This is a genomic window from Sphingobium sp. BS19 (assembly GCF_027925545.1).
Classification (GTDB): Bacteria; Pseudomonadota; Alphaproteobacteria; order Sphingomonadales; family Sphingomonadaceae; genus Sphingobium.
Window position 1 is genome coordinate 278,617 of sequence record NZ_BSEF01000006.1, and the last position, 14,444, is coordinate 293,060.

The 14,444-nt window shown below is 61.4% G+C and carries 16 protein-coding genes; 10 read left to right on the forward strand and 6 right to left on the reverse strand.

Annotated features, from left to right (window positions below):
• Positions 1 to 47 precede the first annotated feature (47 nt).
• The gene (locus tag QMG56_RS09105) at positions 48 to 1,220 is read left to right on the forward strand and encodes an alpha/beta hydrolase (protein ID WP_281822221.1); all 1,173 of its coding nucleotides are present in this window, start codon (positions 48 to 50) and stop codon (positions 1,218 to 1,220) included.
• A gap of 5 nt (positions 1,221 to 1,225) precedes the next feature.
• On the opposite strand, the gene QMG56_RS09110 is transcribed toward QMG56_RS09105, so the two are convergent.
• From QMG56_RS09110 to QMG56_RS09125, 4 genes are all read right to left on the reverse strand, one after another.
• Positions 1,226 to 1,678, reverse strand: coding sequence for a YaiI/YqxD family protein (locus QMG56_RS09110; RefSeq protein WP_230186779.1), 453 nt, complete (start codon positions 1,676 to 1,678; stop codon positions 1,226 to 1,228).
• 66 nt (positions 1,679 to 1,744) lie between these two features.
• Complete coding sequence (locus QMG56_RS09115) at positions 1,745 to 3,604, reverse strand: DEAD/DEAH box helicase (protein WP_230186778.1); 1,860 nt, start codon at positions 3,602 to 3,604, stop codon at positions 1,745 to 1,747.
• 172 nt (positions 3,605 to 3,776) lie between these two features.
• Positions 3,777 to 4,952, reverse strand: a complete 1,176-nt coding sequence (locus tag QMG56_RS09120) for an NAD(P)/FAD-dependent oxidoreductase (protein ID WP_281822222.1) — start codon at positions 4,950 to 4,952, stop codon at positions 3,777 to 3,779.
• The gene (locus QMG56_RS09125) at positions 4,949 to 5,572 is read right to left on the reverse strand and encodes a class I SAM-dependent methyltransferase (protein ID WP_281822265.1); all 624 of its coding nucleotides are present in this window, start codon (positions 5,570 to 5,572) and stop codon (positions 4,949 to 4,951) included. The genes QMG56_RS09120 and QMG56_RS09125 overlap by 4 nt, the downstream gene beginning before the upstream one ends.
• Positions 5,573 to 5,709: 137 nt before the next feature.
• Between QMG56_RS09125 and QMG56_RS09130 the strand changes: the two genes are divergently transcribed.
• The 9 genes from QMG56_RS09130 (at position 5,710) to QMG56_RS09170 (ending at position 13,312) form a co-directional block, all read left to right on the forward strand.
• Positions 5,710 to 5,913 (forward strand): hypothetical protein, encoded by a 204-nt coding sequence (locus QMG56_RS09130; protein WP_230186776.1) that lies wholly within the window; start codon positions 5,710 to 5,712, stop codon positions 5,911 to 5,913.
• A gap of 95 nt (positions 5,914 to 6,008) precedes the next feature.
• The gene (locus tag QMG56_RS09135) at positions 6,009 to 7,517 is read left to right on the forward strand and encodes a CoA-acylating methylmalonate-semialdehyde dehydrogenase (protein ID WP_281822223.1); all 1,509 of its coding nucleotides are present in this window, start codon (positions 6,009 to 6,011) and stop codon (positions 7,515 to 7,517) included.
• A 51-nt stretch (positions 7,518 to 7,568) separates the two neighbouring features.
• Positions 7,569 to 8,069 carry a hypothetical protein gene (locus QMG56_RS09140; protein ID WP_281822224.1) on the forward strand — a complete coding sequence of 167 codons (501 nt, stop codon included), beginning with the start codon at positions 7,569 to 7,571 and terminating at the stop codon, positions 8,067 to 8,069.
• Between the two features lie 34 nt (positions 8,070 to 8,103).
• The gene (locus QMG56_RS09145) at positions 8,104 to 9,246 is read left to right on the forward strand and encodes an acyl-CoA dehydrogenase family protein (RefSeq protein ID WP_281822225.1); all 1,143 of its coding nucleotides are present in this window, start codon (positions 8,104 to 8,106) and stop codon (positions 9,244 to 9,246) included.
• The gene (locus QMG56_RS09150) at positions 9,243 to 10,346 is read left to right on the forward strand and encodes an enoyl-CoA hydratase/isomerase family protein (protein ID WP_281822226.1); all 1,104 of its coding nucleotides are present in this window, start codon (positions 9,243 to 9,245) and stop codon (positions 10,344 to 10,346) included. Before QMG56_RS09145 ends, QMG56_RS09150 begins: the two co-directional genes overlap by 4 nt.
• A complete protein-coding gene (locus tag QMG56_RS09155) occupies positions 10,343 to 11,119 on the forward strand; it encodes an enoyl-CoA hydratase-related protein (RefSeq protein WP_281822227.1) in 777 nt (258 codons plus the stop codon). The genes QMG56_RS09150 and QMG56_RS09155 overlap by 4 nt, the downstream gene beginning before the upstream one ends.
• Positions 11,120 to 11,218: 99 nt before the next feature.
• Entirely contained in the window at positions 11,219 to 12,097 is an 879-nt protein-coding gene (mmsB, locus tag QMG56_RS09160) for a 3-hydroxyisobutyrate dehydrogenase (RefSeq protein ID WP_281822228.1), read from the forward strand.
• 425 nt (positions 12,098 to 12,522) lie between these two features.
• Positions 12,523 to 13,116, forward strand: coding sequence for an RNA polymerase sigma factor (locus QMG56_RS09165; RefSeq protein ID WP_281822229.1), 594 nt, complete (start codon positions 12,523 to 12,525; stop codon positions 13,114 to 13,116).
• A complete protein-coding gene (locus QMG56_RS09170) occupies positions 13,046 to 13,312 on the forward strand; it encodes a DUF4880 domain-containing protein (protein WP_281822230.1) in 267 nt (88 codons plus the stop codon). The genes QMG56_RS09165 and QMG56_RS09170 overlap by 71 nt, the downstream gene beginning before the upstream one ends.
• A 140-nt stretch (positions 13,313 to 13,452) precedes the next feature.
• Here the strand turns inward: QMG56_RS09170 and QMG56_RS09175 are convergent, their stop codons facing one another.
• Positions 13,453 to 13,842 carry a hypothetical protein gene (locus QMG56_RS09175; protein WP_281822231.1) on the reverse strand — a complete coding sequence of 130 codons (390 nt, stop codon included), beginning with the start codon at positions 13,840 to 13,842 and terminating at the stop codon, positions 13,453 to 13,455.
• Between the two features lie 62 nt (positions 13,843 to 13,904).
• Positions 13,905 to 14,444, reverse strand: coding sequence for a hypothetical protein (locus QMG56_RS09180; protein WP_230186766.1), 540 nt, complete (start codon positions 14,442 to 14,444; stop codon positions 13,905 to 13,907).

Below are 14,444 nucleotides of genomic sequence, written 5' to 3' on the forward strand. Positions count from 1 at the left end.
AAGCCAGCTAGCCCAAAGGCGCCGCTCTTGCGGAAACACCCGAAACATTGAACAGCGACAGAAACCAATATGCGGACGATCATCTTATGAAGCGCCTTTCAGTCCTGCTGCCACCCAGCTTGCTGCTTCTCTTGTCCGCTTGCGCCACCCACCTGCCCCCGCCTGACCCCGCTGCATGGGTGAAGGATTGCGTGGCGACGCCTATCCCTGCCCCGACGACGGATCAAGGCACGGGACCATTGCTGTTCGCCACGACGCGCCTGCCCGACTGTCGCACCGGAACGTTCGATATGTCCACCGAACGGGCCAACACGATCCGTCTGGGCTGGTACGACGCATCCGAAGCGGTGAAGCCGGGCGATCCGGTCGTGCCGAATATGGCGGCAGAAGGCGATTGGTGGGATACGCTGGGCCAACAGCTCGTCCGGGGCAATGGCCGCGTGCTCCTGTTTGTGCATGGATATAACAACAACTTCGCATCCCCTGCTGCGCGGCTTCGGATGATGCGGGTGGCAGGGGCGTTCAAGGGACCGGCGATCCTCTTCACCTGGCCGTCGCAGAACGCTGCCCTCCGCTATCTGTGGGACGAAACCAATATCGACTGGTCGCAAGCCTATCTGAACGTGATGATTCGGCGGCTGGCGGCGGACGCGGCGGTAAGAGAGATCGTTCTGGTCGGCCATTCGATGGGCGCGCGCAGCGTGATCGATGCAATGGAAATGCTGGATGCCGCAGGCCTGGCGAAAGTGAAGACGGTGATCCTGGCGTCGCCGGACGTCGACCGCGAACGCTTCGGCCAGATCATACAGGGTATTCCCGGTCGCCCCGGCATTGCCAGCGGCCAGCGTCATTATACAGTGTATATGTCCGGCAAGGACGGCGCGATCCGGGTGTCGCGCGGTCTGCACCATTATCCCCGCCTTGGCAGCCCGTTCTGCCTGACCAAGGACAAATATCAGCGTTGTTACCCCAAACCCTCCCCCGTTGTGGATGTCATCGACACGACAGCCGTGAGCCGGAAGGGCATCGGCCACAACGACTTCCTCGATAGCCCCGAGGCAGCAGAGGATCTCAAGCTGGCCTTGCAAGGCAAGGGTGGCGCGCAGCCGGGGCGTTTGCCTGCCGTTAGTGGCATTGAAGAAACGCCGGTCGGCGAAGGGATCTGGCGGTTGTGCCCCTCCGAAGGCTGCAAGCCGATCAGGAAGAAACAAAAAAACTAAGGGCGCTATCGCCCGCGCTTCATTTTCACGATGGCTTCGTCGAGCGACTGAAGGAAGCGGGAGCGATCCGTTTTGCCGAAGGGTGGCGGCCCGCCGATAGCGGTGCCGTCTGCGCGCAGATCGGCCATGATCGCACGGGTAGCGATGGCCGCACCGATGGAGCTGAGCGTGAAAGGCTTGCCGTTGTTGCCGATGACGGTGGCACCTACTTTGAGGCAGCGGTCGGCGAGCAGGATGTCTGCCGTGATGACGATGGCGTCAGCCGCTGCCTTCTCCGCGATCCAGTCATCCGCTGCGTCAAAGCCATCGCTTACTACGATGCGGTCGATGAGCGGATGGGCGGGAACGCGGATCGGGCTGTTGCTGACGATCGTCACGGCGACCTCGTGGCGATAGGCCACGCGGTAGATTTCGTCTTTTACCGGGCAGGCGTCTGCATCGACGAGGATGCGCGGCATACGGAAACCTCAGATGTCGTCATCCCCGCGCAGGCGGGGATGACGTGTTATTGGGAACAGGTGTGGTTAGCCCGGGCGACCGCCGCGTGGCTTCCCTGCGAAGGGCTTACCACCGCCGCCAGGCTTACCGCGGAATGTCGGACGACCGCCGCCGGGGCCGCCGGGTCCACCCGAACCGCCGGGACGACCGCCGAACGGCTTGCCGCCGCCACCATTGCCGCTGGGGCGTGTGCCGAGTTGCTTGCGCTCGGTCGGCGCAGCGTCATAGCGACGCGGCGGCGGACCGTCGTTGCGACGATTGCTGCGCGCTTCATCGCGCGGCGTACCGCCCTTCACTTCCTCGATCAGCACTGCGCCTTCGCCATCTGGATCGTCGCCTGCCGTCCGGTTGACTGCGGTCATGAAGCGCCCGGCGACAGGGCGCGGGATTTCGAACAGAGTTTCGCTGGCGGCGAGACGGATCGCGCCGATTTCACCGCGCGTGATATGTCCGCGACGGCAGAGCAGCGGCAAAATCCAGCGCGGATCGGCATTGTCCTTGCGCCCGATGTTCATACGGAACCAGACAGTATCCTCAAAGCCGGGACGCGGGCCGTCGTTGCGCTGGGGCGACTGCGCACCGTCCAGCAGTTCTTCGGGTGCAGGCATACGGGCGCGATGGACACGCACGAGAGCGGCGGCGATATCCTCCGCACTGCGTTCGGCCAGCACGCGCTTTGCCAGTTCGCGATCTTCCTCGTCGATTTCCACCGGTTCAAGCAGTGTGGCTATCAGGCGTTCGCGGTCGTTGCGGCGAATGTCCTCAGGCGTTGGTGCGCCGATCCATTCTGCATTGATCTTGGCGCCGCGCAGCATCGATTCGACACGCTTGCGGCGGGGATAAGGCACCAGCAGAACGGCGGTCCCCTTCTTGCCTGCACGACCCGTACGGCCCGAGCGATGCTGCAGCGTTTCGGCGTCGCGGGGGAGTTCGACATGGACGACGAGGCTGAGGGTGGGCAAATCGATCCCGCGCGCGGCAACGTCGGTCGCGACGCAAACGCGAGCGCGGCGATCCCGCAGCGCCTGCAGCGCAGCGTTACGCTCGTTCTGGCTATGCTCACCGGACAAGGCGACGACGGCAAAGCCCCGCTCGGTCAGACCGGCGTGGAGATGGCGGACATTGTCGCGGGTAGCGCAGAAGAGCATCGCGGTTTCGGCTTCGTGAAAACGGAGCAGATTGACGCAGGCGTTCTCGATGTCGGCAGGCGCGACGGTCACCGCCTGATAGCTGATGTCGCCATGACCGCGATCTTCACCCACGGTCGAGATGCGCAGTGCATCCTTCTGATAGCGCTTGGCCAGCGCCACAATCGGCTTGGGCATGGTTGCCGAGAACAGCAGCGTGCGGCGGCCTTCGGGGGTAGCGTCGAGGATCTGTTCGAGATCTTCGCGGAAACCCATGTCGAGCATTTCGTCGGCTTCGTCGAGCACGGCGGCGCGCAGTTGAGCAAGGTCGAGCGCGCCACGCTCAAGGTGATCGCGCAGACGGCCCGGCGTGCCTACGACGATCTGAGCGCCTTGGCTGAGGTTACGACGCTCTTTCGAAGCGTCCATGCCGCCAACGCAGGTCGCGATGCGCGCGCCAGTGGGGCCATAGAGCCAGATCAGTTCACGGCTGACCTGCAGGGCCAGTTCGCGGGTCGGCGCGATGATGAGCGCGAGTGGCTTTTGCGTCGGCATCGCGAAGCCTTCGGCATTCAGCAGATCGCCTGCCATGGCGAGACCGAAAGCGACGGTCTTGCCGGATCCGGTCTGCGCGGAGACGACGAGGTCGCGACCGAGCGCTTCGGGTTCGAGAACAGCGGCCTGAACCGGGGTAGGCTCAGCATAGCCACGGGAAGAGAGAGCCTCTGAAAGAAGCTTGGGCAGAGTCGTGAAGGGCATTACATACTCGAATCAGTTTGGCACGCCGCAACGGCTGGAATTATGACATGTGACGTCGGAACGGCCGGTTCCCCATTTTTCTTATGTTTTACAGCATGTTCCGTATCGTCAGGGCTTTATACCCGACGGGAAAATGCTTCTCCGGCCTGAAATCACTCCGGGGCAGCGTGCGCTAAAGAGCCTGCCCGGCTGCCCACCCACTAGCCCATGCCCACTGAAAATTATAGCCCCCTAACCAACCTGTTACGTCAACGGCTTCTCCGATGGCATAAAGCCCCGGATTTTTGCGGGATTCCATGGTCTGCGACGACAGATCGGCTGTGCTGATTCCGCCCAGGGTGACTTCGGCCTTGGCAAAGCCTTCGGTGCCGTTGGGGTGAAATTGCCATGCGGACAGGCGCTGCGCCGCCGCCGTCAATGCCTTGTCAGTCTGGCTGGCCAGATCGCCGGACAGCGCCAGCCGTTCCGCCAGGGTTTCGGCGAGGCGGTCGGGCAAGGCCGACGCCAGCGCGGACCGCACCGTTGCGCGCGGTTTGGCGCGCTTCGCTTCCACCAGCCATTCGGTGCCGTTGGCGGGCAGGAAGTCGATGGCGACAGGTTCGCCATGCCGCCAATAGGACGATATTTGCAGGATCGCGGGGCCAGATAGCCCCCTGTGCGTGAAAAGCGCCGCTTCGCGGAACCCTACCTTGCCGCAACGCGCCACGACATCGGCGGAGACGCCCGACAGATCGCGGAACAGGGTTTCATCGCCCCCCAGCGTAAACGGCACCAGCGCCGGACGCGGCTCGACCACTTTCATGCCGAATTGGCGGGCGAGGTCGTAGGCGAAGCCTGTGGCGCCCATTTTGGGGATGGACGGTCCGCCTGTCGCGATGACGAGTGCAGGCGCGGACACGGTGCGTGCGCCGAAGGTCACGCGATAATGCGCGTCGGCATGGGTTACTTCGGTGATGGCGTCGCCCAAAGCGATCTCCACCCTGCCCTTCGCACATTCCTCCAGCAGCATGGCGACGATCTGCCGTGCAGAACCGTCGCAGAAAAGCTGCCCCAACGCCTTTTCGTGGAAGGCGATGCCGTATTTCTCGACCAGCGCGATGAAGTCTGCCGGAGAATAGCGACCCAGCGCGGACTTTACGAAATGCGGATTGGCTGACAGATACCGGTCCGCCACCGTGTTGACGTTGGTGAAGTTACAGCGACCGCCGCCGGAAATCAGGATTTTCTTGCCCGGCGCGTCAGCATGGTCGATTACCAGCACCCGCTTGCCACGCTGCCCCGCAACGGCGGCGCACATCAGCCCGGCGCCGCCTGCGCCGAGTATGATCACATCATAATAGTCGCTCATTCGCCGCGACGGACGAAGCGAAATACCGTGGCGGGCGGGAAATTACGGACGGTCTGGCCAACGCGCACGACGTCCAGATCGAGTGCGTCCAGCACCGATTGCGAGACGGGGGGGCGCAGGGAATAGGTGAACTGCACGAAGCTGCCGCCCGGTCGCAGCATGGCGAACGCTTCGGACAGGATTGCGACATGCGCGCTCTTGTCCATCGCCAGAAGGGGCAGGCCGCTCACCACCATCTGATAAGAGCCACGCTCCCCCGCCGCATGTGCCGCGACATTCTGTGCCGGCACTTCCAAAATCGACGTCTGCGGGAAATGGCGTTTCAGGCTGCGCGCGAAGCCGGGGTTGATTTCCACGACCTCAAGCTGATCGGCGGGAAGGCCGGTGGACAGGATGGCGCGGGTAAACACGCCAGTGCCACCGCCAAGTTCCAGCACGCGCCCCCCGGCCGGGTCCAGTCCGCGCACCATCATGCGCGCAAGATAGCGGCTGCTCGGCACCACCGACGCCGTCTGGCGCGGCTTTTTCACCCAAGCGGCGATGAAATTCAGATATTCGGTTGCTACCGTCCGGCCATCGTGAAGCGCGATGGCGCGAAATCGTTTGGGCTTGGAATGGATTGGCAAGTTGCAAACGCTCCGTGGCGACCCTGTTATGTGTTCCATTATCGTGGCGCAGGCGGAACGCCAAGCGTCGTAACACGCTGATGTAGCCATTGCGCCACTGCGGCGATCCGCGCAAGGCTCCTCAAGTCCTCATGTGTGCCCAACCGGAAACGGCGCACGATTTCGATCCGGTCGCGCATGAGCCGAACGAGGCGCGGATCGCGGTTGCGTCGATGCCGAGCAGTCGCGCGGCTGGCGCGATCTTGCACGCACGCGACGGCGAGGAATATGCGCAGATCGCCCCAGTCGAACCTCGAACACTCGCCCCATTATTTCAGGATCGGAAACCTGCATAATTGCAGCGCAGCGCTGCATTTCTGCGCCATTGCATGCAATTACGCAATGGCGCAAAAACACTCCATAAGTTTCCGAGTCGAGAGGATGACGAGAAATGCGCGAGATTACGCACAAGCTGGCCCCGTCGGTCGTATTGCCCACCGCCACCGGACCCGCGCGCTACAGCGATGTTTTCGATCCCAATAATGGCGGCGTGCAGGCGCGCGTCGAGCTGGGCGATCGCGCCGTGCTGGATGCTGCCGTGGCGGTCGCCAAGAAGGCGCAACCGGGCTGGGCCGCTACCAATCCGCAGCGTCGCGCGCGTGTCATGTTCAACTTCAAGGCGTTGGTCGAGAAGAACATGGACGAGTTGGCGCATATGCTCTCGTCCGAACATGGCAAGGTGATTGCTGACTCCAAGGGCGATATTCAGCGCGGTCTGGAAGTCATCGAATTCTGCTGTGGCATCCCGCATGTGCTGAAGGGCGAATATACGCAGGGCGCAGGACCGGGCATCGACGTCTATTCCTTCCGCCAGCCGCTCGGCATCGGTGCAGGCATCACGCCGTTCAACTTCCCCGGGATGATCCCGCTGTGGATGTCCGGCGTCGCCATCGCGACCGGCAATGCTTTCATCCTCAAGCCTTCCGAACGCGATCCTTCGGTGCCTGTGCGGCTGGCCGAACTGTTCAGCGAAGCGGGCTTGCCCGACGGCATTCTACAAGTGCTGCAGGGCGACAAGGAAATGGTCGACGCGATTCTCGACCACCCGGATATCAAGGCCGTTAGCTTCGTCGGCTCCTCCGACATCGCGCATTATGTGTACAAGCGCGGCGTCGATGCGGGCAAGCGCGTGCAGGCGATGGGCGGCGCCAAGAACCACGGCATCGTCCTGCCTGACGCGGATCTCGATCAGGTGGTCAACGATCTGTCCGGTGCTGCCTTCGGCTCAGCAGGCGAACGCTGCATGGCGCTTCCGGTCGTCACCCCGGTGGGCGAGAAGACGGCGATTGCGCTGCGCGAAAAGCTGATCCCCGCGATCAATGCACTGCGTGTCGGCATTTCGACCGACAACGAAGCCCATTACGGCCCTGTCGTGACGGCCGCCCACAAGGCGAAGGTCGAAGCATGGATCACCAAGGGCGTCGAGGAAGGCGCGGAACTGGTCATCGACGGTCGCGGCTTCAGCCTGCAAGGACATGAAGAAGGCTTCTTCGTTGGCCCGACATTGTTCGACCATGTGAAGCCGACGATGGAAGCCTATAAGGAAGAAATCTTCGGCCCCGTGCTGCAGATCGTCCGCGCCGACAGCTTTGAGGAAGCCCTCGCGCTGCCCAGCCAGCATCAATATGGCAATGGCGTCGCGATCTTCACGCGCAACGGTCACGCCGCGCGCGAGTTCGCCAGCCGCGTCGATGTGGGCATGGTCGGCATCAACGTGCCGATCCCGGTGCCGGTCGCCTACCACACCTTTGGTGGCTGGAAACGCTCGGCATTTGGCGACACCAACCAGCACGGCATGGAAGGCGTAAAGTTCTGGACCAAGGTGAAGACCATCACCCAACGCTGGCCCGATGGCAGCGCCGATGGTAGCAATGCGTTCGTCATCCCCACAATGGGGTGACAGGTGAGCCGGGCCATCATGGTCCGGCCTTACCCTTTGGAGAACGCCGTAATGAGACTTCGCACTTTTTCCAGCCTGTTGCTGACAACCGCTGCGACTTTGGCATTGGCGGCGTGTCAGAAGCCAGCCGACGCGCCGGTGAGCGAGAATGGGGCCAGTGCGGTCAATGGTGTCGACAGCGTCGAAACTATCGGCGAACCCGACGCCAATATCGCGCCGCCTGCGAACAGTGTTGGCCCAGCGATCAAGGAAATTCCAACGGCGTTCCTTGGCCGGTGGGGCATGGCGCGGAACGATTGCGATCCGAGCCGGGACGACGCAAAAGGATTGGTCACTGTCACGCCCGACGCGCTCAAATTCTACGAATCCATGGGGCGTCTTGAGAGCATCGAAGGCGTGTCGCCGACTGAAGTGAAAGCCACCTTCGCCTTTACCGGTGAGGGACAAAGCTGGACCAAGACGATGACGCTGGCACTGGATGAAGGTGGCACAACGCTGGTACGGACCGAGCAAGACCCATCCGGGACATATCGTCACCAAAAGTGCGACTGATCGCCCTTCCCTTCCGCAGGACAACCGACTTACCATGACCCAATTCGACCTAACCGACGATCAGCGCGAAATACAGGAACTGGCCCGGCGGTTCACCGCTGACGCCATCACGCCTTTCGCCGCCGAATGGGACGAAAAGCACATCTTCCCGCGCGACACGATCGAGGCTGCGGCTGAGCTGGGCTTTGGCGCGATTTACGTGTCGGAGGAATCGGGCGGCATTGGGCTGGGGCGGCTGGAATCGGCGCTCATCATGGAAGCCATGGCCTATGGCTGTCCTTCAACCAGCGCGTTTATCTCTATCCACAATATGGCCGCGTGGATGATCGACCGTTTCGGCGCGCAGGCAGTGAAGGACAAATATCTGCCTGCCATGGTGTCGATGGACACGCTGGGCAGCTATTGCCTCACCGAAGCGGGGTCTGGCTCCGATGCGGCTGCGCTGAAGACCAAGGCAGTGCGGGATGGGGATCACTATGTCGTCACCGGGTCCAAGCAGTTCATTTCTGGTGGCGGTCAGAATGAAATCTATGTCGTCATGGTCCGCACGGGTGAGGACGGGCCCAAGGGCATCAGTTGCCTTGTCATCGAAAAGGACATGGAGGGCGTCAGCTTCGGCGCGAACGAGCGCAAGCTGGGCTGGCACTCGCAACCCACTGCGCAGGTGAATTTCGATGCTGTGCGCGTCCCGGTCGAGAACCGCGTCGGCGGCGAAGGCGAAGGCTTTCGGATTGCGATGATGGGTCTCGACGGCGGGCGTCTGAACATTGGCGCCTGCTCGCTGGGCGGGGGGCAACGATGCCTCGACGAAGCGATTGCGTATACCAAGGATCGCAAGCAATTTGGGCAGGCCATTGCCGACTTCCAGAATACGCAATTCACACTGGCGGACATGGAGACCGAATTGCAGGCCGCACGGACGCTGCTCTACGCAGCAGCAGTGAAAGTGACGGAGAACGCGCCGGACAAGACGCGCTTTGCTGCCATGGCCAAGCGGCTGGCCACCGATACGGGATCGTCCGTCGTCGATCGCGCACTGCAATTGCATGGCGGCTATGGCTATTTGCAGGATTACCCAATCGAACGCTTCTGGCGCGACTTGCGCGTCCATTCGATCCTTGAGGGCACCAATCAGGTCATGCGGATGATTATCGGCCGCGAGTTGGTGCGCCAGTGAGCGACGCCGTTCTTCCCGATGTCCTGACGTTCATTGAAGGCAGCGTCGGACGTATCCGCCTCAATCGGCCCAAGGCCATTCATGCGCTGACGCCGGGGATGGTCGACATCATCACGCGAGCGCTGCTCGCGTGGCGGAATGACGATGCCGTAGTAGCCGTAATGATCGACCATGCCGCCGCACCCGATGGCGATCCTAAACTGTCCCGCGGCTTTTGCGCGGGCGGCGATATTGCGTTGATTGCGAACAGTGCGAAGACCGACTGCGTCGAAGCCGAAGCCTTTTTGTTCCACGAATATCGGATGAATCATCTGCTGTTCGTTTACGATAAGCCGACACTCGTATTCATGGATGGCATCACCATGGGCGGCGGCGTCGGCATTGCTGCACCGTGCCGCTATCGGGTCGCGACCGATCGGACGATGTTCGCGATGCCCGAAACAGGTATCGGCTTATTTCCCGATGTAGGCGGTGGATGGTTCCTGCCGCGGCTGCCCGGACGTGTCGGCTTTTGGCTGGCGGCGACCGGGGCGCGGATCGACGGGGCGGATGCTTTGGCCATCGGCCTGGCATCGCATTACATGCCGAGCGATACGCTGGATGCGGTAAAAGCGCAGATCGTCGCTCATCCTGAGAACCTGCTGGCACTTCTGGATGCCGCGCACCAGACGCCGCCCCCCGCGAAACTTGACGGGCAGCGCGCGTACATCGACCGGCTGTTCGCTTCGGACCGCTATGAGGATATTCTCGCCGCGCTTGCAGCGGACGGATCGGAATGGGCGAACAAGCAAATCGCCGTGCTCGCGACCAAATCCCCGCAAACGGTGAAAGTCGCGCTTCGCCAATTAGCGGAAGGTGCGCAGTTCACGGACTTTGCCGACAATATGCGCAATGAATATCGGATCGGCCATCACGTCATTCGCCGTCCAGACTTTGTCGAGGGCGTGCGCGCCGTTATCTTCGACAAGGACAATGCGCCGAAATGGACCCCGGCCACTCCCGAAGAAGTGACCGACGACCTGATCGACTCGCTCTTCGCGCCATTGCCGCCGGAGAAGGAGTGGACACCTTTGCCTGAACTTGGAGCCAGAACCGCATGAGCTACGAAACCATCCTCGTCGAACAGCATGACGCCGTGACGCTGATTACGTTGAACCGGCCTCAGGCGTTGAATGCCCTTAACGGTCAGGTGCTGAAGGATTTGATTGCGGCCTTTGCCGCTTACGATGCCGATCCGTCGCAGCGTTGCGCCGTCCTGACCGGCAGCGAGAAGGCATTCGCGGCGGGCGCAGACATCAAGGAAATGGCCGACAAGCCTGCAGCCGACTTTTTCCTTGAAGATTTCTTTTCCGAATGGACGTCAAAGGTCGTCGCGACCCGCAAGCCGTGGATCGCGGCAGTCGCCGGTTTCGCACTGGGCGGCGGGTGCGAGCTGGCGATGATGGCGGACTTCATCATCGCAGCGGATACGGCCAAATTCGGCCAGCCGGAGATCAAGCTGGGTGTGGCACCGGGCATGGGCGGATCGCAGCGGCTGACCCGCGCGGTGGGCAAGGCGAAGGCGATGGACATGTGCCTGACGGGCCGGATGATGGACGCCGCAGAAGCGGAACGCGCCAGCCTGGTGTCCCGCGTCGTTCCCGCCGTCGATCTGGTCGCCGAAGCACTGAAGACGGCAGCGGCGATTGCCGCGATGCCGATGATGGCCACCATGGTGAACAAGGAAATGGTCAACATCGCGTTTGAAACCGGCCTCAATCAGGGCCTGCTCACCGAACGCCGCCTGTTCCAGATTCTGACCGCCACAGAGGACAAGAGCGAAGGCATGGCAGCGTTCGTCGAAAAGCGTCCGGGTGTGTGGAAGGGGCGGTAATCGCCGATCCATATTGGGCTGGCGTGACGTAGCTTCGCGCCGGCCTTCGAAATAACGCCCTGCGATACGCATGGGGCAAATGGTTGAGAGGGAATATCCATGACGCAGACAATTGCTATCATCGGCCTGGGCAATATGGGCGGCGGCATGGCGGCCAATCTCGTCAAGAACGGCTATGTCGTGCGGGCGTTCGATTTGTCGGAAGAGGCGCTTGCTAAGGCGGAAGCCGCGGGATGCGCCCGTGCCAGCAGCGCAGCGGAAGCCACCAGTGGCGCGGACGCCGTGGTCACGATGCTGCCTGCCGGCAAGCATGTCGAATCTGTCTATACCGGCGAAGTCTTCGGCGCGGCCAAGCCCGGTGCGCTTTTCCTCGATTGTTCGACCATCGACGTGGCGACGGCGCGTCGGGTTATCGAAGCCGCCACGGCCAAAGGTTTTGCCATGGTGGACGCCCCCGTCTCGGGCGGGATCGCGGCGGCAGCGGGCGGTACGCTGACCTTCATGGTCGGCGGCACTGATGAAGCCTTTGCGCGGGCTCAGCCGATCCTGTCGGCCATGGGCAAGGCCGTGATCCATGCTGGCGGCGCAGGTACGGGCCAGGGCGCGAAAATCTGCAACAACATGCTGCTCGGCGCGACGATGGTGGCCACCTGCGAAGCCTTCGCGATGGCGCAAAAGCTGGGCCTCGATCCGCAGACATTTTACGATATCTCCAGCGTCTCGTCGGGTCAGAGCTGGTCGATGACAAGCTATTGCCCTCTTCCCGGTGTGGGGCCGACGACTCCGGCTGACAACGACTATCAGGGCGGCTTTGCCGTGGCACTGATGCTGAAGGATCTGAAGCTGGCAACGCAGGCTGCGCAATCGGTCGATGCAAGTGTGCCGATGGGCAATGCGGCAGAAGCCTTGTATCAGGCATTGGCCAACGCCGGACAGGGCGGCAAGGATTTCTCATCCATTATCAAAATGTTGGGATAGGGCAGCGGGGCGTCGTTGTCCTGACGCCCCCCCCCCCCCCTTGAGCAACATCCGACGATCGCACCACGCCACGCCAAGAACGAATCGCAAACATTGGCGTGTGCATGTAGGATAGCCTTCAGCGGTTACCCGCCAGCCATGATGAAACGGCAAATCCCAAGCGTTTGCGATTCATCTGCTAATCCCAACGAGAAGCCCGACTCCTGCGGTCGCATGGTGGATTTCGTCATCAATGGCGATATCACGCAAAATAGCTGCGTATATTTCTTCGTTTTTGGAGCTTTGCATCCGCTAAAGCGGCACACATGTATGAAAATTAGCATGAAGGCGATGGACAGCTATTAAAATCCATGATTGAATTGCCCTCATAAGATAATACTCCCGGAGAGGCTCGTAATAACTAGAGCAACGCACAGGGGGCTAGTGTGGATCGGGTTCGCGCAAAACTGGAATGGTTCAAAACCACCTTGCTGCCGCATGAAGCGGCGCTTCGCGGACGGTTGAGGCGGATATTGCCGCCGACGCAGGAGCTGGAGGACACTGTCGCGGAAGTGCTCGCCCGGGCCTATGCCACCGACAACTGGCAAGCGGTGACGGCGGGCCGTGCCTATCTCTTCACCATTGCGCGCAATCTGGTCATCGACAATGCGCGGCGCAACAAGATCGTCAGCTTCGAAGCGATTGCCGACCTCGAAATGCTGCAGTCCGAAACAGCGCTGGAAGGTCAGTTGCATGCTCGCGATGCGCTGCGTCAGGTCGAGGCGATCGTCGCTGCCTTGCCGGCCCAATGCCGCCGCGTTTTCGTGTTGCGGCGCGTGCACGATAAATCCATGGGTGAGATAGCGGAGGAAATGTGCTTATCCGTTTCTACTGTTGAGAAACATCTGGCCAAAGCCATTGCGCTTGTTATGCGCGCATGGTCACAACGCGAAGAAACGGATCTGGAACGTGCAGGGGTCGGATTGGGGCAATCGGCAGGAGATCGAAGAGCAAGCCGCCCGGTTGCTTGTTCGGTATAATTGCGATCCCGACGAGGCCGAAAAGTCTGAAATTTGCAGATGGATCGATGCCCACCCCGCCCATGCCGTAGCATTCGCCCGTGCCGAAGCGGCATGGGAACGATCCGAGAGCCTCAAAGGGACGGCCCAAAAGGCGTCTATGAACGTCGTTGAAATGGAACCGGCATCATTCTCGCAGAGACGCAATATCGTCTAAATGTGGATGATGGATGTCATCGCCACAGCATTGGGCTGACCCGCCCAAGTGCTTTGGAAGCCTTACCATCGGCGTGTATGGGCCAGTGGAGAGTTATCCGCTGTGCGCATGGGCCCATGAACGACTAGACATATCGTCTATCACGGTACGCCAGCGGATTCCTGCATACGGCGTTCCGCAAACCATTGCCTGAGCATGGCAGCCGTACATCCGGTGGCGCCATAGCTGCCATTCACCGAGCAACTGCCGGGGATTGTTTGCCGCCCGATGGCTTCCATATTAGCAACCTGACTGCCCCAACCTGGCCCGCCGGACACCGCAGGCTTATCCCTCAACGTCTTGGGAATGCGGTAGCGTTCGGCTTCGGGCTTTCTGGCGCAGACGACAATGTCATCGCCTTCCGCCTTCGGGCAGGCTTCATCGCCATACACCACCAAGGCGAATATCTTCTGCGGTGGGTCCGCAGCCAGCGCGGGCGGACTCACGATAGCGGCACAAGCCAGAAGAACTGATGCAACCCGATGTGTCATTCGCCGATCATCTGCTTACGCAAGTGAATGGCGCATGTATGGAACCGCCAATCCGTTAGCGTTCACTTCGGAGCGTCAGGTGCCGGTGCAGGCGTTTGCTTGGCCTTTGCAGCTTCTTCGGCTTTCACGCGCGCTTCGATTGCGTCCGAATCGGCGTCGATAGTGGACAAACGCTTTGCCCGTTCTGCAGCGACCAGATCGCCCCAGGAGGCACTGCCCATTTGCTTGCGCTCTTCCTTGGCATTGCGCGCAAGCTGGTTGAAGCAACCGGTAAAGCCACCGATGCCGGATGGCGAGCAGCTATCGATGCCGGACTTGCCGACATATTCAAGAGCCTTGTACTGCTGACCCCATGCCTGATTGGCAGGTGCATTGGGATCGCCACGCAAGGGTTCCGGAATGCGGTAGCGTTCTTTCTCTTCCTTACGGCCGCAGACGATCAATTCATCGCCAGTTGCCTGCGGACAAGGGTCGTCGCCATAGACGATGACAAGATTGATCTTCTCGTTATCCGGCCCAGCCACCGTCTGCGATGTTTGCGCCAGCGCAGGCGTTGCCAGCATGAGGATTGCCATTGCTGCGAAAGGCAGGGTTTTCATCAT

What these genes read in the sequence shown, in the direction of transcription:
- QMG56_RS09110 (WP_230186779.1), bottom strand. Translation starts at nt 1,678, where the DNA reads ATGCCGCGCATCCTCGTCGATGCAGACGCCTGCCCGGTAAAAGACGAA.
- QMG56_RS09115 (WP_230186778.1), bottom strand. Translation starts at nt 3,604, where the DNA reads ATGCCCTTCACGACTCTGCCCAAGCTTCTTTCAGAGGCTCTCTCTTCC.
- QMG56_RS09120 (WP_281822222.1), bottom strand. Translation starts at nt 4,952, where the DNA reads ATGAGCGACTATTATGATGTGATCATACTCGGCGCAGGCGGCGCCGGG.
- QMG56_RS09130 (WP_230186776.1), top strand. Translation starts at nt 5,710, where the DNA reads ATGTGTGCCCAACCGGAAACGGCGCACGATTTCGATCCGGTCGCGCAT.
- QMG56_RS09135 (WP_281822223.1), top strand. Translation starts at nt 6,009, where the DNA reads ATGCGCGAGATTACGCACAAGCTGGCCCCGTCGGTCGTATTGCCCACC.
- QMG56_RS09140 (WP_281822224.1), top strand. Translation starts at nt 7,569, where the DNA reads ATGAGACTTCGCACTTTTTCCAGCCTGTTGCTGACAACCGCTGCGACT.
- QMG56_RS09145 (WP_281822225.1), top strand. Translation starts at nt 8,104, where the DNA reads ATGACCCAATTCGACCTAACCGACGATCAGCGCGAAATACAGGAACTG.
- QMG56_RS09155 (WP_281822227.1), top strand. Translation starts at nt 10,343, where the DNA reads ATGAGCTACGAAACCATCCTCGTCGAACAGCATGACGCCGTGACGCTG.
- mmsB (WP_281822228.1), top strand. Translation starts at nt 11,219, where the DNA reads ATGACGCAGACAATTGCTATCATCGGCCTGGGCAATATGGGCGGCGGC.
- QMG56_RS09175 (WP_281822231.1), bottom strand. Translation starts at nt 13,842, where the DNA reads ATGACACATCGGGTTGCATCAGTTCTTCTGGCTTGTGCCGCTATCGTG.
- QMG56_RS09180 (WP_230186766.1), bottom strand. Translation starts at nt 14,444, where the DNA reads ATGATGAAAACCCTGCCTTTCGCAGCAATGGCAATCCTCATGCTGGCA.